Genomic DNA, 21,271 nt, shown 5'->3' on the forward strand with positions numbered 1-21,271 from the left:
GCAGCTCCACCGGGCGCCTGAAGGGATCTTCGTCGACCACCAGCGTGAGCGCCGGACGGGTTGGGCTGCTAGGCCTGCGTGGCAGGGGCGAGCGGTCCGGTCCGGGGGTGGATCCGGTGCCGAGCGTATTCACTTGCGCCCCGAGGGCCGTGGGGGGCGCTATGTACTCGCTGGCGTGCGTGCGAAGGACGGACCGTGCGGTGTCATCTGCCGTCCAAGAGGCCGACAAGGAGGGCGTCCCAGTCCACGTCGTTCAGTTCCTCGACCGGCGGCACCATGTCGCAGGTGTCGAACAGCCACTTCTCCAGGGCGTGCCGGTCGATCTCGAACAGCGCACTGGCCCGACGCGTCGCAAGCCGAAGCCGCGGCAGGGACCGGCCTCGGCTGTGCACTGGCCAGGCCCGGACGTCCCCGATGCGGCTGGATACCAGCAGCCCCTCGCACAGCAGGTCGCGGCCGAGGTGCCAGGTGACGGCGGGGCCGTCCTCCGGCCGGAGGACGACGGTCACCAGCAAGGGGTCCTCAGGGGCGAACCGGAACTCGGCGCCGAGCGGGACCCGGACGTCCTCCCACAGCACCCGGTGCACGACCAGCGACAGGGGGCCGTACGCCCGGTTCCGGAGTGCTGTGCCTGTGGTTCGAACTGGTTCCCGCTCATGGAGACCACCCCTTGCATACGACGCTTCTCCTAACGTGGCCGCTGGAGGGCGTAGTACGCATCAGTCAGATGACTGGCAGTGGCATCTGCTCGCATCCGGCTCAGGACGGTGGCCCGGTCGTCCAACGCGGTCTCCACGTTCCAGCAACTGCCGCGCCATCTCGCAGCCGAAGCCGCTGCTGACACCAGTGATGAACCAAGTGTGTGAAGGCATACGTGCGTCCCCCATCAATCATCCAACTGGCTTGTTTCATTCAGGCCGCAGGTGTCCCCGCTTACCAACCAATCAGTTGGATTTTCGGTCGCGAGGCCGCGGTGATCGCACCACGTGCGTGGGCGGTGAAGGCGTTGGCGAGAGCCAGGACCTCCGCGTTTGCGCTGCGGGGCGACCAACAGAAGGCAAGGGCGTAGGCGGGAGGTGGCCCGCTGGGACGGCTGCGAGATCCGGCGGCAGACGGTCCGCCACAGCCGAGCGGGCCACCGTGATGAGGCGGCCGAGCGCGACCAGATCGATGATCTCGTCGCGGCCTGCCTCCGGGCAGTGACCCTGGTAGCTGGGCGGGTCCTGGAGATCGGCCAGGGTGACCGCGGGCCGCCGGCCCAGGAGGTGGTCCCCCACCTGGACGCCTTTCAGCCCCGTCAGATCATCGCTGGCGGGAACTGGTCCCGGCCGGGGTGAACACGGTGCTGGACACGGTCGGCAACCGCATCCGAGCGACCATGGCCACGGCGGCCCGGGACGGTGCACGTACGGCGTCCGTGGCGGACGTCGGTCATCCGGGCATCACTCCGATGTTCTGCCGCCTGAACGGTGAGGATCTGCGCGCCGTCGCGGAGTTGGCCGACGCAGGCCTGCTCAAGGTGCGGGTAGGTGCCACGTATCCGCAGGAGCGCACCGCCGACGCCCAGCGGGCGCTGGCGGCAGGGGGCTCAGGCGGCAAGATCGTCGTGACGATCGAGCTCTGATCGTCCGACGAGCTGCGTGGTGCCAGGCAGCCGTCTATCTGTCGGCCGCCTGGCACCGCGCGACGTGGACGACCTGGGCTCCGTGGCGCTGCCGGGTCCCCGGGCTTTCTCAAACCAGACGTTTGTCTTTTAAGCTGGCGCCATGGGTTACGACTCTTCCGCCACGCGTGCGCGTCTGATCGAGGCCGCGTACGCCGAGTTCGTGGCGTACGGCCTCGCCGGAGCCCGCGTCGAACGGATCGCCAAGAACGCACCGGCCAACAAACAGGCCATCTACGCGTACTTCGGCTCCAAGCACGATCTCTTCGACGCCGTCCTCGACAGCCGCCTGCGCGTCCTCGCCGACGTCGTGCCCTTCACCCCCGACGATCTCCCCGCCTACACCGCCGCCCTCTTCGACGCCTTCATCGCCGATCCCGACCTCATCCGCCTCACCCAGTGGAAGGCCCTCGAAAAGCCCGAAGCCTCCGCCACGGAACTCGAGGCCCATCTCTCCAAGGCCCAGGCCGTCGCGGACGCGCACGGCGCGGACCTGGAGGCCGGCATGGACGCGCTGATGATCGCCTTGGCCGCCGCACAGGCCTGGCTCGCCACCCCGCCGACCATCCGGAACCCGGGCAAGGACGACGAGGCGGCGCGGCTGAAAAGGCACCGTGCTGCGGTGATCGCCGCGGTCGAGGCGATGACGGACCGGTTGCTGCCGCCCGGCAAGTGACGTCGTCAGCGCAGCAGGGCAGACCCTGCACCTCCCACAGTCCGGCAGGCCGAGATCGTCAGGGCCTTCAAGCAGGCGTGAGAAGCCAACGACATCGACGCCCTCGTCGGCCTCCTCGACCCCGACGCCACCGCGACCGCCGATGTCGGCCGCCTCGCCAGCGCGGTGCTCCACCCGATCGAAGGGAGCGAGGAGATCGCCCGCGCCTGGGTCGAAATCGCCGCCCGAGTGCCCCACCTGACGCACCTGGAGCGCAGGGTAGACGGCCAGCCCGGCCTGGTGGCCCAGCATGACGGCGTCACGGTCACGGTGTACGCGTTCGACATCGCAGACGACCCGGATCAAGCACATCTGGGCGGTACGCAACCCCGAAAAGCTCCGACTGTTGACCGGTAATGGATGACGCCCCGGCACGATGCGCAGCTGCCTTGCGAACTACGACAACCCGTGACAGACCCGGCACTACTCCTGATCGTTGCCCGGTGCTCGCGCCGGCCACTACCGGGCTACGGCGCCACCTTCCGCACCCTCTGTAAGGGGCCCGAGCGCTAGCCGCCGGGGCAGTACCGGGAGTTCCACCATGACCATGTCCGGCTGGGTCCCCGAGTGAGCGGGCTGCGCCCTACCGAAGGAGCGGCGGATCTCTGGTGAAGCCCGCAGCAGTACCACCTGCATGGCGTTCACCGTCGCCGCTGTTCATGCCGTCCAGATTGCACGGCGCTCAGGGTGAAGCTCAGGGTGAACAGCCACCGACGGCCGAGCGGTGCACGCCGGGCGGCGCGGTCAACTCGCCTCATCGATGACGTCGAAGAGGTACTGCACCGCGAGGCTTTCGGCGTGCCGATGGCGTTCGATCGCCGCGCCTGTGTCGTCGCGCCACCGCCGGTACAGCTCGACGCTGGCCAGGAGCGCCTGACCGGCGCCGTGCCGGTCATAGCCGCACACGGTCCTCTGAAGGTCGCGCGCCTCATCCGGTGCGATCGACTCGAGGTGGCGCACGCCACGCGGGATTGCACCCACCCGGCGACCCGCCAGAGGGCCCAGCACGGCCTCGCGCAGGTAGGAGAGGAAGCCGATGACCTCGAACAGTTCACCGCGGCCGAGTTTCGTCGCACCGTAATGCACCCAGACCCAGAACCGGTCCTCGATCCACTGAAGGTCGAGCGACGCCGGTACTGGGGGATGCTCCGCGAGCGAGTCGGCCAGGCCACTGTCCCGGTCCCACAGGATGTCCGGGTCCTCAACGCGCTCGGCGAAGTCACAGGCCCGCACGAATTTGAAGTCGACATGGAGAAGGGGCGGCCCGACGAGCGTGATGATCAGGCGGGGTTCACCGACATGCTCCCCGGTGAAACCGGCCACCAGGGCGGCCCATGACCCGATCAGCGTGAGACGCTCCTTCATGACGGAGTCGAACGCCTCGTCGTCGATGACCACGATCAGGTCGACATCGGAGTAGATGTCGGGGTTTCCGTCCGCGATCGACCCCGAGACAGCAACACCCGTCACCCTCGGATCCTGCTGGATCCGAGGAAGTACGTCGCTGAGGAACCGGCTGTGCAGGGAGGGCACATCCATGGCATTCCTTCCGGTCGGAACAAAGTCTCGCAACGTACCACCCCACTAGGCCGGAACCACACGAAATAGCGGCGCGGCAAGGCGTGGCGAAGAAGGAGCCCGGCACTCGCGCACGGCCGAAGTTCCACAACCGCACCGTGGCGCCGGCCAGCAGCGCCTGGCCCGACGCAAAGCCACTCACGCGGCTGGCAGGGACGTGTACTGGTCCTGTCCGCCCGTACAGGTGAGGTGACGGCAGTGCGGATGCCGGCCCGGACGGCGCGTCACGTCACAACAGGCGTACCCCCCGCGGCGCTATGCGCTGGGGTCCCGGAGACCGACTGCATCATGCCGCCAGAACGGCTCCGCATAGACCAGCGTCCCCGTCATCCACGGCTCGTACTGCGGGAGCCTGACGGCCTGGAAGGCACCGTCGGGAATGCGCAAGGATGGTTTTCGGAAGCCCTGGTCACCGCCGGGAGTAAATCCGAAGCGTGAGTAATAGCCCGGATCGCCCTCGAGGAAGACGAGGGGGACGGATCGCTCGGCGAGGATTTTCAGTCCGTGCCGGACCAGGGCCGAGCCGATACCGCGCTTGTGGTGCTCAGGCATGACGGCCAACGGGCTGAGCACCTGCACCTCGACCAGACGTCGAGGGGCATCGAGCAGACTGCGGGTGAACATGACATGCCCGACGATCCGTCCCTCGCTCTCGGCGACCAGCGACAGACCGTCTGCGGGCGTGATGATCTGCCGCAGCGTATCGACCAGGTCGGCCACGACAGGGCCGTGGTCCCCGAACGCCCGCAGGTGAATGTCCCGTACAGGCTCACTGTCGCCAGGACGCTCTTCGCGAAGCTCCATGCCGGAAGGGTAGGGACACCACCCGGTCGCTCGCACACGGTTTTGGAGCCGAGGCAGCGCGGTAAGTGAACGCCCAGTCGCCCACCGGGCCAACCGCACCACCAACGCAACGACAACCAGGGAGTCGGTCGAACTCTTCCTGCCCATCGGCCTGGCGTCTCGCAGAAGCTACGGTCCCGGGTGCCGACACCCTTCGCGAGGTAATTCCCTGCGCCGCACGGCGCCGCCGCCTACCATGCGAGCCATGACCTGGCGACATTGATCCCGCAGCCGAGCCTCCCGAGGACCGCCTCGGAACGCCCTACCTCCGGCGTCCGAACTGTCCCTGCGGGAAGGCCTCATGACACATACACCTGCACGTACAACCGCCACCGGAATCAGGCGGCTGACGGCGACGCTGTACTCCTACGCATTCCTCAACGACTTCATCCTGCTCTACCCGGTGTACGCGCTGCTGTTCAGCGACACCGGCCTGCCGCTGTGGCAGATCTCCTCCCTCTTCGCCCTCTGGTCACTCACCGGCGTACTCCTCGAAGTGCCCTTCGGCGCCCTGGCTGACGCCGTCTCCCGCCGACTCGCGCTCTGGCTCGGCCCGCTCCTCACGGCCACCGGCTTCACCCTGTGGGTGCTGATCCCCTCGTACGGGGCCTTCGCAGCCGGCTTCGTCCTCTGGGGCGCCGGCGGAGCACTCAGCTCCGGTGCGCTGGAGGCACTCGTCTACGACGAACTGGAGCGGCTCGGCGCCGCCGGCCGGTACGCCCACGTCATGGGCCACGCCCGCGCGGCCGGCCTGGTGGCCGTGGTCGCGGCCATGGCGCTCGCCGGCCCCGTCCTCACCCTGGGCGGCTATTCCGCCGTCGGCGCGGCAAGCGCACTGGCCTGCCTGCTCGCGGCGGCGACAGCGACCCGGTTACCCGAACAGCCACCACCGGCCGCCCGCAGCGGCAGCTGGGCCACGACCCTGCGGGCCGGGCTCGCCGAAGCCCTTGCCGACCGGTCCGTGCGCACAGCCCTCCTGCTCGTCCCGGCCGTCGGCGCCGTATGGGGCGCACTCGACGAATACACCCCGCTCCTGGTCCAAGGCACCGGCGTAGCCGAGCACACCGTGCCCTACCTGCTCCTCGTGATCTGGGCCACCACCACGACAGGAAGCCTGCTGGCCGGAGCATGCTCACGCCTGAGCCAGAACGGCCTCGCCGTGCTGCTCGCCAGCGCCGCGCTCGCACTGGCCGCAGGGGCCGCACTGCGCACACCGGCCGGCCTCCTCCTCGTGGCGCTCGCCTTCGCAGGCTTCCAACTGGCCACCGTGCTCGCCGACGCCCGGCTCCAGGCCCGCATCGACGACCAGCGCCGGGCCACCCTCACCTCCCTCGCAAGCCTCGGCACCGACGTAGCGACCGTGGTGGTGTATGCCGCGTACACAGCCGTCACCTCCGCAACCTCCCACCATGCCGCCTTCGCTTGGGCCGCACTCCCCTACCTTGTGACCGCGCTGCTGATCACAGGCGGCAGACGAACCCCAACGAAGTGATCGCCAAGGCCGGCGACTCAGCCAGCAGACGGGTACACCCGAGCACCGCTCCAGCCCAGCCAACACCGCACCACGCCACCCGTTCTCCCCTCGAGCGCCGGACTCCTACGCACCGGGCACACGCAAGGCCGACCGCCAGGGCCGCCGCGCACCGCGGGGGGCCGAGCCCTGCGCTCGGCTCCTTCGTCGTCCGGCACAACGAGGACTGGCGTGACGACACCTTCAACTATCGTGAGAACGTGACCGACGGGCTCCGGACCATCCGCACGGGCGAACGCGTCCGCTTCCATGTCAGCGTCGAGAGCCCCGGCCGGGCGGAGTTCGTCGGTGCGCTCGACCAGCCCCACTCCGCCGAGTACGACCGGTGACCGCCCCCGGGTTTCCTCTGCTGGAGACTGTCACAGGGGCGCGCCAAGAGCTGACCGTCGTCCTGCCCGTGCGGCTGCTGCGCCTGCCCGACTGGTCCGAAGGCCCGTTCCCCTTCGAGTTGGGCAGCCGCCGCACCGACACCCACACGCGGTCCACCTACTTCGCACCCGCCTCCGCTCGCGCGCTGTACGGGGCGCCGGGACGGCCGCGTCGCTGGCACCTGCCCCTGGACGTCAAGCATGACGGGATGCATCTGCTGGGCCTGGAGCTTCTGCGCGCGGCCACGGCCCGCAACCCCGAACACGCCCTCGCCGTCCTGCACTTCAGCGTGGAAAGACCACTGCTGCCCGCACTGCGGGCCCTGGCGGGACGGCGGCTCGATCCCGCGGACGAACTCCTCAGTGGGCCCTTCGATCCGGCCCGGCTGCTGGCCGGCATCGCCGACGTCCGCGACCACGACGCGCCCTTCGCCATAGCCCGGCCCTACAGCATCGCCTTCATGACTCCGAGTCACCAGCACACTCCCGCCCTGCGCTCCGGCCCCGAAATGGCACTGCCCGCCACTGCGGACCGCTGGCTGTGGCAACTGGCCTCACGCTCCACACCCGAGGACTTCCCTCTTCCTCCGGAAACGGCCGACGAACAGCTCAAGGACACGGTGAGGATCTCGGCGGACTGGAGCGCCCTGGTGCTGCGTCAAGGGACCGCCTTCCTGGGTAACCGGCCCGACACCGGCACGGGCGACTTCTTCGAGTTCGGGGCGCTGCACTCCCGCACGGTCTATCTCGACGCCTTGCTCCTCGGCTCGCTCCAACGCGATCACATCGACGAGCTCACCGACGAACTCTCCGAGGTATTCACCTCCCCACGGATGGCACAACGAGTCGCCACGCTGGAGAGGAACATCGCCGTCTTCCGCAGCACCTACTGGCGACAACACCTCACCGCGCATGGCGCTGCCAACGATCTGCTGCTCGCCTTCCAACAACAGCATCGGCTGCCCGCCCGCTTCAACGAGATCCTCGCCGAAGCAGCCGATTACAGCAGGCTCGTACAGACGCAGGAGAGCCAGCAGATCAGCGGCGCCCTGGGTATCCTCACCATTCTCGGACTGCCCCTCGGCACCGCGCTGAGCATCCTCCAAGTCCTCGGCGACGGCTCCGTGACACACCTGCTCATCGCCCTCGCACTGTCCATCGCCGCCACAGCAGCAGCCCTCACCACACCCTACGGACGCCTCGTCCTGTCATCCCTACGCGGCGGAAGCGACAAGACCTGATAACGCACGCATGCCCCCTGGACCAACCACCCGGCGCCAACGCGGCGCGCCCGTGTCACCGTCAGAACGTGTGAAACTCCTCGAAGGGAGGCTCGAACGACGGGTCAGGCAAGCGAAAAGCCGTGCAGCGAGTGGCTGGTTCGGCCTGAGGACCGGCGGAAACCGTCGTCGGAGCTTCGCCGGGGAAGGCATCGGGAAGCACCGTCCATTCCAGGTTCCTCTCGAAGTAGCGCGCGGCAGTTCGCACAGACGGAGCCCAGGCGTCATCGACGACGATCAGCCCGCCGGGGCGGACGACCTTGCGCAGGAAGTAGAGATCGACGAAAACTTCATGGAACCGGTGACTGCCGTCCACGAACGCCGCGTCGGCGGCGAGACCCTCCGTGAGGAGTTGAGGAAGCGCGATCGACGACGGAACGAGCATGAGCGACGCGATTGAGTCCAGCCCCGCGGAGCGCAGCAGGTCCCAGCCGGCATTGGACCAGTCACGTTCTTGAAACGGGTCGATGATGACGTGCCGAGCGCGCGGCGGGTTCACCGTGATCAGCGCCTCACCGATCGCGAGCGCGGAACTGGCATAGGCGAGACCGACCGTTCCCCAGCGCATTTCGAGGTCGTCCGGCTTCGGTGACGTCAGGCGCGACAGCAGCAGTACCGGCGCGGCGACCTCGCACCCCACAGACCTCCCCGGCCACGCCCGCGTAGCAGCGCCAAGGACGCGTGTCGTTGAGCAGTCGAAGTCACCGCGCCGCAGGTGCCCGCAAGGGCCACCGTGGCTCGCCTCCCGCACCGCCCTGCTCTGCCCCAGCCAGATCGGCTCTAGGATCACACAGAGCACGCCAAGCGCAGCTGAAGGGGAGCAGCATGATTTCCGAGCCGGAGATGGCAGGGGAGATCGGCGCGGTTGAAACGCCCGAGATAGTCAGCGACCTCGACCGAAGCCCTACCAGCCCACCTGGGTCGCGAAGCCCCTGGCTGTGGGCGCTGGGGGGAATGGTGGCAGCGTCGGCCTTCTGGGCGGCAGCGGTGTTCCACTTCGGGCTGGGCAGTCCGAGGCCGGACGCACGGGGGTACCACCTCGACCACGACCCTTGCCCGTCCGTGCAGCTGGCGTCGATCGAGTCAGCCATCGCACCAAGAGACTCCGCCAGCCTGACCGATTCGGGACTGCTCAAGGATCCCGCCCTCGACCAGGTCCAGTGCTTCGTCTCTCTTCAGCCCGAAACCAATGCCAAGCAGTCCAAGCCAGGCTGGTTCCTCTACTACACCGTCGGCATCACGGTGGAACAGCACAAGAAGGCTGATCCCAGGGCCGAGTTCGAGGCGCGGCGACGGGTCACCGATCTCGGGGTCGTTCCCGAAGACAGTGTCAAGGCCGTCATGCACCTCGGCGACAAGGCCTACTTGGTCACCCGGTCTCTCGGCGACACCGAGTTGCGGGTCGTGGACGGCGGAACGGTCCTCTCCCTCAGTCTCTCCGCCGTTCCCCACTACGAAGGCGACGGCACGGGCGACCAGATCGGTGACGGACCGGACACCCCTGATCTGTCCTCGTACCAGCCGGCCATGATCAACGACATGCGTGACCTCATGGCCAGCCTCAAGCGATAAGAGCTCCCACCAGAAACTGTCGATGCTGCGACTGTCGGCCCGATTGCTTCTTGATCTTGTCGTAGGGAAGCGGGAGTCACGGCGTGTTCGTCTCGGACGAACTGCAGTCGCTCATCGAGCCGTTGTCACCCGGGCCGTGCGAGGCCGCATTGTCAGCACCACCGTCTATCTTCGCCGCATGAAACAGACAGATCCTGCTGACTTCCGTCGTGAATGGGCCCGACTCGAGTCGTGGCTTGAGGCGCACTCGCCCGCCGACCTGGAGACATTGCGCGGGCCTGCCGACAGCGGACAGCTCGCCGAGCTTGAAGCACGACTGGGATTCCCACTGCACCCGGAGCTGAGGACGCTGTTGGAGCTGCACGACGGAGTCGCTGCTCCCTCAGCCTTCCCCGGGATGAGTGCAGCAGCTCTGCATGCCGGGGCCTTCCTTCCGTTGGGCCATCGGATGAGCGGTGTGGACGACATCCTCGAGGAATACGACATACTCGTGGACGTCGGCGAGGACAACATCGACGCCGACCTCTGGGATGAAGAAGCCCTGGCGGTGAATCTGCATCGATGCGTGCCTTTCGCGCTGCCCAACGATGGTGGTGTCGCCTTCGTCGATCACCGACCCGGCCCTACGTACGGCCACGTCTACGAGATGGGCATCGGATCGGGAGATCTGGAGGGGACGCTCTGGGCGGCCAGCCTCACTGAGTTCTTCCGCGCGTTGGCCGATGCTCTGGAAACGAGCACTCCTTTCCTGAATCACTGGCCTACACCCTACGAAGACAGGTCGGGCCACCGTTGCCTCGATTGGGGAATCCGGCCCTGAGCGTGAAGTCGGGGCGTTGGCCGGACAGTTGGCTGTCGGCGGCGATAGCCCTTGGCGTGTGAGGTACGCGCAGGGCGGCGGGCTGACCGACGCCGAGAGGGCCGGGCGGAAGCGGATCCGGCTGCAGACCCCAACGCCTTCGAACCTGGCCTCACCCGGACCGGCCGCCAAGGCACCCCGTACAGCGAAGACCCCTCAGGCGCCCGTGAGTCGCTTTGCGCTGGAGGAGAATATCGTCATGCCACCTGCCTCTCCCGCGTCGCAGTTCGTGGCTGGGGCCGCCAGGGCCCGGCTGCGCCCCCTTGGACTTCGCCGGCGCAGCCAGTCCCGCCTCTGGCTGGACGACCATGGTTGGTGGCTGGGGCTCGTCGAGTTTCCTTCGCCCAGCTGGAGCCAGGGCAGTGGACTGCACGTCGGAGCGATGTGGCTGTGGCAGGACGTTGATCACTTCGCATTCCACCTCAGTGAGCGGCTGAGTGGCGCCGAGGGCTACCGCAGTGATGAGCAGTTCGCGCCGGTCGCACAGGATCTCGCACTTCGCGCAGAGACTCAGGTACAGAAGCTCCGGCACCAGTTCCCCGATGTTCAGTCGGTGGCGAGGTACTTGGCTGCCCAACCGGTGAGGCGCGGGTGGTTCTGGGAGCCGTGGCACGCCGGGGTCGCGGCAGCGCTCGCCGGTGACGTTGCCGTGGCGCAGGAGCGATTCGCCACGGTGCTCGAGGAGGAGCCCGTCGCCCCTTGGATGGACAGTGCTCAGCAGACCGTGCGGGAACTGAGGGGCATGGCGCGCGACAGGAGCGCCATCAGGGCCTGGGCGCTGAGCAGCATCGCCTCGTGCCGAGAAAGGCTGCGCCTCACCGGCTCCGACAAAGAGCTGTTGATCACGTGACGGCTGATCCCCGGGAGGATCGGGCTCGGTGGCCGGTGGAGGCCGGCGCCGCCGCGGGGCGGAGACTGCACAGCCAGAACAGCGCCTCTTCACCCGGTGCGGCCCGCCCAGGGCCGCCACCAGGTCGCCGTCGGCATCGCGTCCTGGCCTCGGCGGCCCTGTGCAGCCTGGCGCTGCGCCCCCCTGCCTCTCTCCCCAACTGCCTTTGTCCACGGTGACGTGCCCAACCAGCCACCCCCTGAGACGGCGGTCCGCCCGGAGATCACCAGTACGGTTCACACGTCGCGGCGCCGCACGACGACCACCGCGAGCAGGACCGCGACAAGCGGCCAGAGCGCGTACACGATCCAGGAGCCGGCGACCGTGGCGGTGTAGCCGAGGGAATGGGGATCCGGCGGCCAGTTCTGGACCAGGCGCTTCCAGGCGCTGGCGACCATCGCATGGTTGACGTCGGCGGACCAGCGCTTGTCCTGGGAGAAGATGGTGGGCAGCATCACCAGTGCGAAGACGCTGGTGACCATGGTCGCGGCACTGTGACGGATCAGGACACCGAGGCCCACGCCGACCAGTGCGCAGACCGGGGCCAGCAGCGCGGATGCCACCAGAGCCCGGAACACTCCGGGGTGGGTGATGGGTACCCCTATGTGCCGTCCGTTCAGGATGGCCTGGGAGACCAGGAAGGATCCGGTGGAGGTGACCGTGCCGACGGCGGCCCACACGCCGGCGGTGACGACCGCTTTGGCCAACAGCACTGAACTGCGGGCAGGTACGGCCACGGTGGTGGTGCGGATCAGGCCGCTGCTGTATTCGCTGGTGACGGTGATGGCGCCGAGGCTGCCGGCGATGAGCATCAGCGTCATGTAGCCGGCAGGCGGATAGGCGTCGAAGGGCAGGAAGCCGGGAGGCTGCCGGGTGCTCGCGCCGCGGCCCTGGAAGTTCTTGTAGTCCGCCAGGGCTGCCACGGCTGCGGACCCGATGACGAACAGGCTGGTGAGGGCGATCGTCCACGGAGTGGAGCGAAGGGACCTCATCTTGATCCACTCGCCGGCCAGGACGTCGCGGAAGCGGGCCGGCGGCTCGGTGACGGGCGCGTGCGAGGTGGTCGAGGGTAGGGAGGTGATCGTAGTCATCGAGGGTGTCCTGCCAGGTATTCAACGCTGTCGGCGGTGAGTTGCATGAACGCTTCCTCCAGTGAGGCGGTACGGGTGGTCAGCTCGTTCAGCACGATCTGGTTCTCGAAAGCAAGCGCGCCGATCCGCTCCGCGGGCAGCCCGGTCACGGCGAGCTTCGCGGTGCCGGTCGAGTCCTGTACCTCGACCGCTGCGCCTGCGGCGGTCAGCACCGCTGCCAGCGCGGCAGCCTGCGGGCTGCCGACCACGACACTGCGGCAACCGCTACGGGCCGCGAAGTCCCCTACAGACTCTGCCGCGATGAGCCTGCCCCGGCCGATGACGACGAGCTGGTCGGCGGTGTTCTCCATCTCAGACATCAGATGGCTGGAGAGGAAGACAGTGCGCCCCTCGGCGGCCAGCCGCCGGAACAGGCGGCGCACCCAGAAAACTCCCTCCGGATCCATGCCGTTGATCGGCTCATCGAACATCAGCACGGGCGGATCGCCGAGCAGCCCGGTGGCGATGCCGAGCCGCTGCTTCATGCCGAGCGAGAACCCGCCGATGCGGCGGCTCGCCACCTCGGCGAGCCCTACCTCCTGAAGGACCTCGTCGACCCGGCGCAGCGGGATGCCGTTGCTGCGTGCCAGGGCTGACAGGTGAGCGGTGGCGCTGCGGCCGCCGTGGACCTGGGTGGCGTCCAGGAGAGCGCCGACGTGCCGCAGTCCACGGGGGTGGGTGCCGAAGGGCACGCCGCTGACGGTGGCGGCACCGGACGTGGGTGCGTCCAGGCCCAGGATCATCCGCAGAGTGGTCGTCTTGCCGGCTCCGTTGGGGCCCAGGAATCCAGTGACTTGACCCGGCCGCACCGTGAAGGACAGCTGATCGACGGCGGTCTTGCTGCCGTAGCGCTTGGTGAGTTCGTTGACTTCGATCACACGGTCAAGCCTGTCGGGAAGTCCCCGACCGGGCATGGGACCATGGGCGGCAATCGCACCGCCGGGTTAGCCCGCGGGCGTACGTCCCGGGGCCGATGCCGCGCGGGTAGCGGCTGGTTAGTCTCACGCCATGGACGACTCAATGACCTCTCCGTCGCCTGCCGGCGTTCCGCATTGCAATCCTCCTCGGGAACAGGCACACCGACGGTGACCAGGACGAAGGTCATGGCCTGGGTCGGGGGTTTCCTGTACCTCTTCCTCCTGCTTCTGCTGCTTGGGGGCGCGCCGCGGGCTTCGGGCACGGTGCACGCGGTGGGGTCGCTGCTGGCCGCGAGCCTGCTCGTCGGTGTGCTGCGACGGATGCCGCTGCTGGCTCTGGGCATGACGCTCTTCGGCGCCATCGCCGTGGTGGCGGTGTTCCCGCCCCGCCACGTGCATACGAGCCCGGCGGTGTCGTATCAGGGCGAGTTCCTGTCGCTTCTGGCAGTGGACCTTGTCCTGGGCTTCATCGTCGCCACTCGCACGCGGCGAGCTTCGATCGTCGCCGTCGCCGTGTCTTTCACCGTGCAACTCCTGCTGATCGGCGGCTTCGCGCACGGGGACAACCTGACGGTGAACGGCGTGATCGCCCTCCTCGCGATGGCCGCATCGTGCATGGTCGGCCTACTCAGCCGCGAGCGTCGCGAGCACGCGGTGGCTCTGCGCGCGCAGGAGGTATCGGAGGCCGTGACCGCCGAACGGCTCCGGATCGCAAGGGAGTTGCACGACATGATCGCCCACAGCATCGGCATTATTGCCATCCAAGCCGGGGTGGGCAGCCGGGTCATCCAGACACAGCCTGCGGAGGCCCGCGAAGCCCTGCGAGCCATCGAGGCCACGAGCAGAGAGACCCTGTCGGGCCTACGCCGCACGTTGGTGGCGCTACGTCAGGCCGACCCGGAGGCCGCGGCATCGGTGCAGACTCTCGCGCCCTCGCCGGGACTGGCGGACATCGAGCGGCTCACGGCGGCGACCGCGGATGCGGGGGTACGCGTCGACGTGCACCTCAGCGGGGAGCAGCGGCCGTTGCCGGCCGACATCGACCTGTCCGCCTACCGTATCGTGCAGGAGGCGCTCACCAACGTGGTCCGTCACGCGGGGACGGGGCATTGCCGGGTGGCCATCGACTACGGGGACGAGGAGCTGTCCGTGGAGGTCGTCGACGACGGGCGCGGCGCCAAGAACGGCTCGGCCCATGGCTTCGGTCTCGTGGGCATGCGGGAACGGGTGGGCCTGCTGCACGGCCAACTTATCGCCGGACCGCGTCCCGAGGGCGGCTTCCGGGTGGCGGCGACACTGCCACTGTCCCAACCCGTCGCAGTTCCGGCGGAGGCCCGATGACGGTCCGCATCATCCTCGCCGACGACCAGCCATTGGTGCGGTCCGGTCTGCGCGTGCTCATGGCCGACTGTCCCGACCTCGAGGTCGTCGGAGAGGCCGCCACGGGCGCCGAGGCGGTCCAACTGGTCAGCGACATCAGCCCCGACGTGGCGGTGATGGACATCAGGATGCCCGGCATGGACGGGATCGAGGCCACGCGCCGGATCACCGCCGGCCCGGCAAAGACCCGCGTCCTCATGCTGACCACCTTCGACGAGGACGACCACGTCTACGGTGCGCTCCGGGCCGGCGCGAGCGGCTTCGTGGTCAAGGACATGGCGCTGGACGACATCCTCGCCGCGATCCGCGTGGTCGCCGCCGGCGACGCACTGATCGCGCCAAGTGTGACGCGCCGTCTGATCGCGGATTTCGCCAGACGCCCTGCCGATCCCCCAGAGCGCACTCCACGACCGGTCGAGGGCCTCACCGAGCGGGAACGGGAAGTGCTGACCTTGGTCGGACACGGCCGGTCGAACAGCGAGATCGCGGAGGATCTCTTCATCTCGGTGGCCACCGCCAAGTCGCACGTGTCACGCCTGTTCACCAAACTGGGCGCCCGGGACCGGGTTCAGCTCGTGATCACCGCCTATGACATGGGGCTGGTACGACCGCCGCGCTGAGCACGTTCGCGGGCTCAACACGGCTTTGGGAGCACCATGTTCGCCCTGCACCAGCGGACGGCGGCGCTTCAGCTGTGCGGAGTATCGGCACTGGCTTTCGCAGTAGAGAGCAGGTGCCGGGCGTCTCAGTAGAGGCCCCGAACTGGCAACTGACCGCCGGTGAGCCGAAGGGCTCCTTCCCATGACTCAGGGGAGTTGGTGGTGTTGCCGGCTGTCGTTCAGGCCGGGGTGAGGTCGCGAGCGGAAGGTGCGGCGGTAGCTGTCGGGAGGCACGCCGACCGTGCGGTTGAAGTGCCGGCGCAGGGTTGTGGCGGTGCCGAAGCCGGTGGCTGCCGCGATGGTGTCGACGGTGTCGTCGGTGGTCTCCAACAGCTCCTGGGCATAGCGGATCCGCTGAGTGAGCAGCCATTGCAGCGGGGTGGTACCGGTCACCGACCTGAAATGGCGGCCGAGGTTGCGTGAACTCATGCGTGCCTGGCGGGCCAGATCCTCCACGGTCAGCGGCTGGTCCAGCCGTTCGATCGCCCAAGGGAACAGTTCGGCGAGCGGGTGGTTGTCCGGGGCGGGCGCCGGGGCGGTGACGAACTGGGCCTGGCCGCCGTCCCGGTGTGGTGGCACGACCAGGCGGCGGGCGACGGCGTTGGTGATCGACGAGCCGTGGTCGAGGCGCACGAGGTGCAGACACAGGTCCATGGCGGCGGCTTTGCCGGCGGAGGTGAGCACACTGCCGTTGTCCACGTAGAGGACGTCCGGGTCCACCTTCACCTGGGGGTACCGGTCAGCCAGGGCTTGGGTGTGCGCCCAGTGCGTGGTCGCGCGCCGCCCGTCGAGCAGTCCTGCGGCGGCCAGCACGAACGCGCCCGTGCACAGGGATGCCACGCGTGCGCCTGCCTCGTGGGCCGCGCGCACCGCGTCGACCAGGTCGGCGGGTGGGGCCTCGTCGACGTCGGCCCAGCCCGGCACGATCACGGTGTCGGCGTTCGAGAGCTGCTCGAACCCGTGATCGGGCTCCAGCCGGAACCAGCCGGCCCGCACGGCGCCCCGGCCGCAGACGTGCAGGTCGTACCAGGGGTCTGCCACCCCGATCGGGGCGGCGCTGAAGACCTCGTAGGCGATCGACAGTTCGAAGTGCAGCATTCCGTCGGTGACGGCCAGCGCGACTGTGGTCACGTCCGGAATTGTACGGGCCATGGCGTTCCGGACACTCGTGTAAGGCACCCACCCTCGACAGGATGTCCACAACGGATCGCAAGAGATCATTTCGAGTGCGGGGGAACCCATGGCATCAGGGCTCAAGGTGGCTGTCTTCGGCGCGTACGGGCACACCGGGCGCTTTGTTGTGGCAGAGCTGCGGGATCGCGGGTTCGTCCCGACCCTCTCCGGGCGCGACGCCGGCAAACTCAACGCGCTGGCGGCATCCGAAGCCGGACTCGACGCCCGCCCGGCATCGGTCGACGACCCGGCCTCGCTCGATCGCGCACTGGCCGGTGCGGCCGCCGTGATCAACTGTGCCGGGCCCTTCGCCACGACGGCCGCCCCCGTGATCGAGGCGGCGTTGCGCGCCGGGATCCCGTATGTGGATGTGGCGGCGGAGATCGAGGCCAATGTCGATACGTTCGCGCACTTCACGGAGCGGGCCCGCGCGGCAGGGTCGGTGATCGTCCCGGCCATGGCCTTCTACGGCGGCCTCGGCGATCTGCTGACCACCGCCGCGATGGGCGACTGGACGGCGGCCGACGAGGCGCACATCGCGTACGGGCTCAGCAGTTGGCACCCCACTGCCGGGACGCGTGCAGCGGGCGCCGTCTCCCGGCAGCGGCGACACGGTCGGCGCGTCCGTTACACGAACGGGCAGCTCGAGTACCGCCATGACGATCCGCCGACTCTCAAGTGGCCCTTTCCCGAGCCGATGGGCCCTCGGTCCGTCATCGGGGAGTTCACGATGGCCGACGTCGTCACCGTACCCAGCCATCTGTCCATCCCCGAGGTGCGCAATTACATGACGATCGAGGCGGCCAAGGACGTGACGGCCCCGAACGCACCCCTGCCGGCCGCGGCCGACGAGCGTGGGCGGTCCGCGCAGACCTTCATCGTCGACGTCGTCGTGCGCCGTGGCGGCAGCGAACAGCGGGCTGTGGCGAGGGGCCAGGACATCTACGCCGTCACCGCGCCGCTCGTCGTGGAAGCGGTAGACCGCATCCTCAAGGGACCGACCAGAACGGTCGGTGTCGCGTCCGCCGGCGCGATCTTCGACGCACCCGACTTCCTCCGTGCGCTGTCCTCGCACATTTCCCTGGAACTGTGTCCGTAGCGGCAGGCCGCTCACGCCGTGCGCCGGGCTGTTGTAGTTGGGCCCGCTCCGGCGGGGCGGCGGTGACCCGACATGGGTTGTCGACGCGAACGGTGTTCGAGTGCCGGTAGCCACCCCGCGTCCCTGGGCCACGTCTCCCCCATCGGCTCCGCGGTTCCCTTGACGGCCTGGAGTCCTGCGGCCCGTTACCCATACCGGTCGGCCCAGCGCTGCCTGCCGCGCTGTTGGACTCGCGGTCTGTACGGGCATCGCGGCTGCGCACCGCCGCATACATGCTGTCGTTGCTGGTCACGCTTCCACTGTGCCGCGGCCCGTCTCGGGTGCTGGCGGGAAACGGACATCGCATGCCTGCGGCCAGGCATGTCAGCTGTGACGGGTTAGTCGTGTCTGCGTCCGCTGGGCGACGCGAACGCGGCCGACGACGACGCAGGCGAAGTCTGAAGGAGCGGGAGGGAGAGGGCAGCCAATGCCTATTCTCCCCCCTCTCAACGTCACGTCGTGACGCTCGCGTTGTGTCGTGAAGCGTCTTCCTCAGGTTGCCGCTTCAGGGCTCCTCGCCCGCCCGGACGGTCCATCTCGCCCCATTCCGGCCGCAGTCCAGTCAGGTTCGTGGTGAGGAAGTATGCGGCCCCGCATACGAGCAGCACTGGCACAAGTCCGACAGGGGCCACCGCCGCCCCAGCGATGAGTCCACCGAGAGGAATGCCGGCCCAGGCCAGTGAGTCACCGAGCGCGTTGACGCGGCCCAGCATCCGGCGCGGCACCCGTTCGAAGAGGATGGCTCCCAGCACCGGGTTGAGGAAGCCCGCACCGAACCCACTGACCGCGAAGACGGCCAGTACCGCCCCCAACGGGGCATCGGAGGCGAGGATCAGGAATCTCGGTGCCCCGGCCAACAGGAATCCGGCGAAGAACACCACTCTGCGCGGCAGTCGGTGCGCCGCCACCGCAGCGATGAGGCTCCCGGCAACGGCCGCGGCACCCATCGCGCTGCCCATCACTCCGATCGTAGTCGGCCCGTTGCCCGACTCTCTGGCCCAGACGGGCATGAGCACCGTGCCGAACGCTGCGTCCAGCAGGTTGGTGATCCCCACCATGACGATGACGGTGAGCAGCAACGGCTCGCCCCGCAGGAAGGTGAAGCCCTCGCCGAATCGCCGCCAGTAGCCTGGTTCCGTCTCCCCGGCCTGCGATGAGGCTTCCTCGGCCGCGTGCCCCATGCCGCGAGGCAGTGCCAGTCCGATGATCACCGATCCGAGAGCAAAGCAGCCTGCATTCATGACAAGCTCCGTCAAGGGGCCGACCAGCCCCACCAGAGCGCCGCCGGCCGCCGGGCCGATGGTGGACGCGAGCCGTTCGGTCACGCCGGTCAGACCGGTGGCCCGCTCCAGCAGTACCCCACTGCGATCGGCCGCTTCCGGGACCATGACCCCCTTGGCCAGATCGCCGGGTCCGCGGACTGCGCCGATCACCGCGACCAGGGCCAGCAGGAGCGGAAAGGACAATAGGTGCAGGGCGTGGCACAGGGGCACCGCAGCGGCGGCGATTGCGCTGGCCAGATCCGTGGTCCAGGAAACGGCCCGCGGGCCGATCCGGTCCACCAAGGGGCCGGTGAACGCCTTGACCACCACGTACGGAGCCATCTCGCAGAAGGCGACCAGCCCGGTCTGGGTGGCGCTTCCAGTGGTGACGAGTACGAACCAGGGCAGTGCCACTGCCGACACCCGAGTGCCTGTCAGTGACACGGCCATGGCCGCCAGGACCCCGGCCAGTGGCCGTAGGGACCGCCTGCCGGATATGCCGTCGGCCCCTGCGTCCGCCGCCGTCACGATGCCACCGTCCCTGTGGCCGGCTCGGAATTGGGCTGCGCATCCGACGTGGCGGGCGTATCCAGCTCAGGCAGGAGATGAGTGATCACAGCGACCCGCTCGGCTCCCTCCGGGGCACTCGCCGCCGCCTCCGGCGTATCTCTTCGGTAACGGGCCAGGACGGCCCTCAACTCCTGGCGCAGGCTGATGGCCTCTTCCGGTGTGAGCCGCAGGGCCCAGTCACTCATGTCGAAGGCGTCCCGCCACGTACGGGACATCGTCTGCAGTTCGTTCAACGCCTGCTGAGCGCGCATGGTGTAGGTGGCGGCGACGGACTGCAGGTAGGCCTGCGTGGCCTCAGGCTCTCGATCGGCCAGGCCCCGGTCGTTCAGCTCCGTCATCTGATGGACCGAACGCCACCAGCGCTCTCGCGCGTTGCCGCGTTCCGCGTCCTCCTCGACGAAGCCGGCCGCGCCGAGCTGGCGCAGGTGATAGCTGGCCGTACCGGAATTCACGCCCAGCCGCTCCGCGAGGCGGGTAGCCGTCGACGGGCCGTACTTCCGCAGCAACCCGACCAACTGCACGCGCACCGGATGTGCAAGGGCACGCAGCCCCTTTGTCGACGGCGGCTGAATCGTGACCCTCTTTGGGCGGTTGAGTCCTGACCCAGTCTTCAGTTGGTCTTGTCAGTCGTTGCCGTTGCTGGTCGGGATGCGGCCGAGTTCCCGGCCGCGCATGCGGTAGGACTCGCCCTTGAGGGAGTAGACCTCGGCGTGGTGGACGAGGCGGTCGATCATCGCGGCGGCGACGGTCTCGTCGCCGAAGGTCTCTCCCCAGCGCCCGAAGGGCTTGTTCGATGTGACGATCACGCTGGCTCTCTCGTATCGGTTCGAGATGAGCTGGAAGAACAGGTTCGCGGCCTCGGCTTCGAAGGGGATATACCCCACTTCGTCGATCACGATCAGCGGATAGCGGCCGAGCTTGACCAGCTCGTCCTGGAGCCGGCCGTTCTGGTGGGCGGCGGCCAGGCGGTCGACCCACTGGGCGGCGGTGGCGAACGCGACCCGGTGGCCGGCCTGGCAGGCCCGGACGGCGAGGCCGGTGGCGACGTGCGTCTTGCCGGTGCCCGGCGGGCCGAGGAAAACGGCGTTCTCCTTGGCCGCTATGAAGTCCAGTGTTCCTAGATGGGCGAGGTGTTGGCGCGTCAGACCACGTAGATGGGTGAGGTCCAGCTCCTCGAGGGTCTTGATCGCGGGGAATCGGGCGGCGCGGATGCGTCCCTCGCCGCCGTGGCTGTCGCGGGCGGCGACCTCCCGCTGCAGGCAGGCCACCAGGTACTCGGTGTGGGTCCAGGACTCGGCCTGGGCGCGTTCGGCCAGGCGCTCGGCGGCGTCCAGCAGGGCCGGGGCCTTCATCGCGCGGGCGAGGAAGGCCAGGTCGGCGGCGGTCTGCCGGCCGGTGCGGGCCGCCCGACCGTCGGGTTTCGCCGCGCTGACGGCGCCAGTGATGGTGCGGGGCATCAGATGTCCTCCTTCCCTGCGCCGCCCTCGATGAGGGTGAACATGCGGTCGTAGGTGCCCAGCTCGCGCTGTTCGACCTCGATGCCGAGGCTGTCCGGGGCCAGGAGTGCGGCTCGGGCGGCGTGCGCGCGGACGTCCTGCTGCTGCCAGACCTCCTCGCGCAGGCGCCGGGCCGCACTCGCGTGCTCCGGGTCGGTGATCGACTGGTGTCTGGCCCAGCAGCGGGCATGGCGGGCCACCACGTCGTCGCCGCAGGTCACGGTGATCTCCTCGGTGTCGCTGCGGAC

At 68.7% G+C, this 21,271-nt stretch carries 21 protein-coding genes and 2 pseudogenes; 12 read left to right on the forward strand and 11 right to left on the reverse strand.

Annotation, left to right across the window (positions count from 1 at the left end):
- Positions 1 to 203: 203 nt before the first annotated feature.
- Positions 204 to 578 carry an SsgA family sporulation/cell division regulator gene (locus ABZ904_RS33355; protein ID WP_361827538.1) on the reverse strand — a complete coding sequence of 125 codons (375 nt, stop codon included), beginning with the start codon at positions 576 to 578 and terminating at the stop codon, positions 204 to 206.
- 740 nt (positions 579 to 1,318) lie between these two features.
- On the opposite strand from ABZ904_RS33355, the gene ABZ904_RS33360 reads away from it, so the two are divergent.
- The 3 genes and pseudogenes from ABZ904_RS33360 to ABZ904_RS33370 form a co-directional block, all read left to right on the forward strand.
- Positions 1,319 to 1,624: a zinc-binding dehydrogenase gene (locus ABZ904_RS33360; RefSeq protein WP_359398673.1), complete on the forward strand. Its 306-nt coding sequence runs from the start codon at positions 1,319 to 1,321 to the stop codon at positions 1,622 to 1,624.
- Between the two features lie 142 nt (positions 1,625 to 1,766).
- Positions 1,767 to 2,339, forward strand: a complete 573-nt coding sequence (locus ABZ904_RS33365) for a TetR family transcriptional regulator (RefSeq protein WP_360999096.1) — start codon at positions 1,767 to 1,769, stop codon at positions 2,337 to 2,339.
- A 42-nt stretch (positions 2,340 to 2,381) separates the two neighbouring features.
- A pseudogene (locus ABZ904_RS33370) lies at positions 2,382 to 2,742 on the forward strand (nuclear transport factor 2 family protein); the annotation flags it as partial.
- Between the two features lie 380 nt (positions 2,743 to 3,122).
- Here ABZ904_RS33370 and ABZ904_RS33375 read toward each other — a convergent pair.
- Both ABZ904_RS33375 and ABZ904_RS33380 read right to left on the reverse strand, forming a co-directional pair.
- On the reverse strand, positions 3,123 to 3,917 hold the full coding sequence (locus ABZ904_RS33375; RefSeq protein ID WP_360997115.1) for a nucleotidyltransferase domain-containing protein: 795 nt from the start codon (positions 3,915 to 3,917) through the stop codon (positions 3,123 to 3,125).
- 294 nt (positions 3,918 to 4,211) lie between these two features.
- Positions 4,212 to 4,760, reverse strand: a complete 549-nt coding sequence (locus ABZ904_RS33380) for an N-acetyltransferase (RefSeq protein ID WP_360997113.1) — start codon at positions 4,758 to 4,760, stop codon at positions 4,212 to 4,214.
- Positions 4,761 to 5,100: 340 nt separating this feature from the next.
- Here ABZ904_RS33380 and ABZ904_RS33385 point away from each other — a divergent pair, with 340 nt between their 5' ends.
- The 3 genes from ABZ904_RS33385 to ABZ904_RS33395 all read left to right on the forward strand — a co-directional run bounded on the left by ABZ904_RS33385 (position 5,101) and on the right by ABZ904_RS33395 (position 7,939).
- Positions 5,101 to 6,291: an MFS transporter gene (locus ABZ904_RS33385; RefSeq protein WP_360997111.1), complete on the forward strand. Its 1,191-nt coding sequence runs from the start codon at positions 5,101 to 5,103 to the stop codon at positions 6,289 to 6,291.
- 239 nt (positions 6,292 to 6,530) lie between these two features.
- The gene (locus tag ABZ904_RS33390; RefSeq protein WP_359398617.1) at positions 6,531 to 6,659 is read left to right on the forward strand and encodes a hypothetical protein; all 129 of its coding nucleotides are present in this window, start codon (positions 6,531 to 6,533) and stop codon (positions 6,657 to 6,659) included.
- Positions 6,656 to 7,939: a hypothetical protein gene (locus ABZ904_RS33395; protein WP_361827543.1), complete on the forward strand. Its 1,284-nt coding sequence runs from the start codon at positions 6,656 to 6,658 to the stop codon at positions 7,937 to 7,939. The genes ABZ904_RS33390 and ABZ904_RS33395 overlap by 4 nt, the downstream gene beginning before the upstream one ends.
- A 61-nt stretch (positions 7,940 to 8,000) precedes the next feature.
- Here ABZ904_RS33395 and ABZ904_RS33400 read toward each other — a convergent pair whose 3' ends face one another.
- On the reverse strand, positions 8,001 to 8,618 hold the full coding sequence (locus tag ABZ904_RS33400) for a class I SAM-dependent methyltransferase (RefSeq protein WP_360997104.1): 618 nt from the start codon (positions 8,616 to 8,618) through the stop codon (positions 8,001 to 8,003).
- A 185-nt stretch (positions 8,619 to 8,803) separates the two neighbouring features.
- Here ABZ904_RS33400 and ABZ904_RS33405 point away from each other — a divergent pair, with 185 nt between their 5' ends.
- From ABZ904_RS33405 to ABZ904_RS33415, 3 genes are all read left to right on the forward strand, one after another.
- On the forward strand, positions 8,804 to 9,550 hold the full coding sequence (locus ABZ904_RS33405; protein WP_361827546.1) for a hypothetical protein: 747 nt from the start codon (positions 8,804 to 8,806) through the stop codon (positions 9,548 to 9,550).
- A 178-nt stretch (positions 9,551 to 9,728) separates the two neighbouring features.
- Positions 9,729 to 10,370, forward strand: a complete 642-nt coding sequence (locus ABZ904_RS33410) for an SMI1/KNR4 family protein (protein WP_359398609.1) — start codon at positions 9,729 to 9,731, stop codon at positions 10,368 to 10,370.
- 421 nt (positions 10,371 to 10,791) lie between these two features.
- Entirely contained in the window at positions 10,792 to 11,259 is a 468-nt protein-coding gene (locus ABZ904_RS33415) for a hypothetical protein (RefSeq protein ID WP_361827549.1), read from the forward strand.
- A gap of 275 nt (positions 11,260 to 11,534) precedes the next feature.
- Here the strand turns inward: ABZ904_RS33415 and ABZ904_RS33420 are convergent, their stop codons facing one another.
- Positions 11,535 to 12,389: an ABC transporter permease gene (locus ABZ904_RS33420; RefSeq protein WP_360997098.1), complete on the reverse strand. Its 855-nt coding sequence runs from the start codon at positions 12,387 to 12,389 to the stop codon at positions 11,535 to 11,537.
- Positions 12,386 to 13,306, reverse strand: a complete 921-nt coding sequence (locus ABZ904_RS33425; RefSeq protein ID WP_359398602.1) for an ATP-binding cassette domain-containing protein — start codon at positions 13,304 to 13,306, stop codon at positions 12,386 to 12,388. Before ABZ904_RS33425 ends, ABZ904_RS33420 begins: the two co-directional genes overlap by 4 nt.
- A 225-nt stretch (positions 13,307 to 13,531) precedes the next feature.
- Between ABZ904_RS33425 and ABZ904_RS33430 the strand changes: the two genes are divergently transcribed.
- Both ABZ904_RS33430 and ABZ904_RS33435 read left to right on the forward strand, forming a co-directional pair.
- Positions 13,532 to 14,686, forward strand: a complete 1,155-nt coding sequence (locus ABZ904_RS33430) for a sensor histidine kinase (RefSeq protein ID WP_361827554.1) — start codon at positions 13,532 to 13,534, stop codon at positions 14,684 to 14,686.
- Positions 14,683 to 15,345 carry a response regulator transcription factor gene (locus ABZ904_RS33435; protein ID WP_359398598.1) on the forward strand — a complete coding sequence of 221 codons (663 nt, stop codon included), beginning with the start codon at positions 14,683 to 14,685 and terminating at the stop codon, positions 15,343 to 15,345. The genes ABZ904_RS33430 and ABZ904_RS33435 overlap by 4 nt, the downstream gene beginning before the upstream one ends.
- A gap of 186 nt (positions 15,346 to 15,531) precedes the next feature.
- Here ABZ904_RS33435 and ABZ904_RS33440 read toward each other — a convergent pair whose 3' ends face one another.
- Positions 15,532 to 16,515, reverse strand: a complete 984-nt coding sequence (locus ABZ904_RS33440) for a helix-turn-helix domain-containing protein (RefSeq protein ID WP_360997092.1) — start codon at positions 16,513 to 16,515, stop codon at positions 15,532 to 15,534.
- 109 nt (positions 16,516 to 16,624) lie between these two features.
- Between ABZ904_RS33440 and ABZ904_RS33445 the strand changes: the two genes are divergently transcribed.
- The gene (locus ABZ904_RS33445; RefSeq protein WP_361827558.1) at positions 16,625 to 17,656 is read left to right on the forward strand and encodes a saccharopine dehydrogenase NADP-binding domain-containing protein; all 1,032 of its coding nucleotides are present in this window, start codon (positions 16,625 to 16,627) and stop codon (positions 17,654 to 17,656) included.
- A 491-nt stretch (positions 17,657 to 18,147) separates the two neighbouring features.
- On the opposite strand, the gene ABZ904_RS33450 is transcribed toward ABZ904_RS33445, so the two are convergent.
- The 4 genes and pseudogenes from ABZ904_RS33450 to ABZ904_RS33465 all read right to left on the reverse strand — a co-directional run.
- Positions 18,148 to 19,485 (reverse strand): MFS transporter, encoded by a 1,338-nt coding sequence (locus ABZ904_RS33450; protein WP_361827561.1) that lies wholly within the window; start codon positions 19,483 to 19,485, stop codon positions 18,148 to 18,150.
- A complete protein-coding gene (locus ABZ904_RS33455) occupies positions 19,482 to 20,141 on the reverse strand; it encodes a helix-turn-helix domain-containing protein (protein WP_361827568.1) in 660 nt (219 codons plus the stop codon). The genes ABZ904_RS33450 and ABZ904_RS33455 overlap by 4 nt, the downstream gene beginning before the upstream one ends.
- A 9-nt stretch (positions 20,142 to 20,150) precedes the next feature.
- Positions 20,151 to 20,984, reverse strand: coding sequence for an IS21-like element helper ATPase IstB (gene istB / locus ABZ904_RS33460; RefSeq protein WP_361827564.1), 834 nt, complete (start codon positions 20,982 to 20,984; stop codon positions 20,151 to 20,153).
- A pseudogene (locus tag ABZ904_RS33465) lies at positions 20,984 to 21,271 on the reverse strand (hypothetical protein); the annotation flags it as partial. The pseudogene ABZ904_RS33465 and the gene istB, both read right to left, overlap by 1 nt.

Origin of the sequence: Streptomyces sp. NPDC046900, from assembly GCF_040644975.1 — a bacterium.
In the GTDB taxonomy this organism is placed as follows: domain Bacteria; phylum Actinomycetota; class Actinomycetes; order Streptomycetales; family Streptomycetaceae; genus Streptomyces.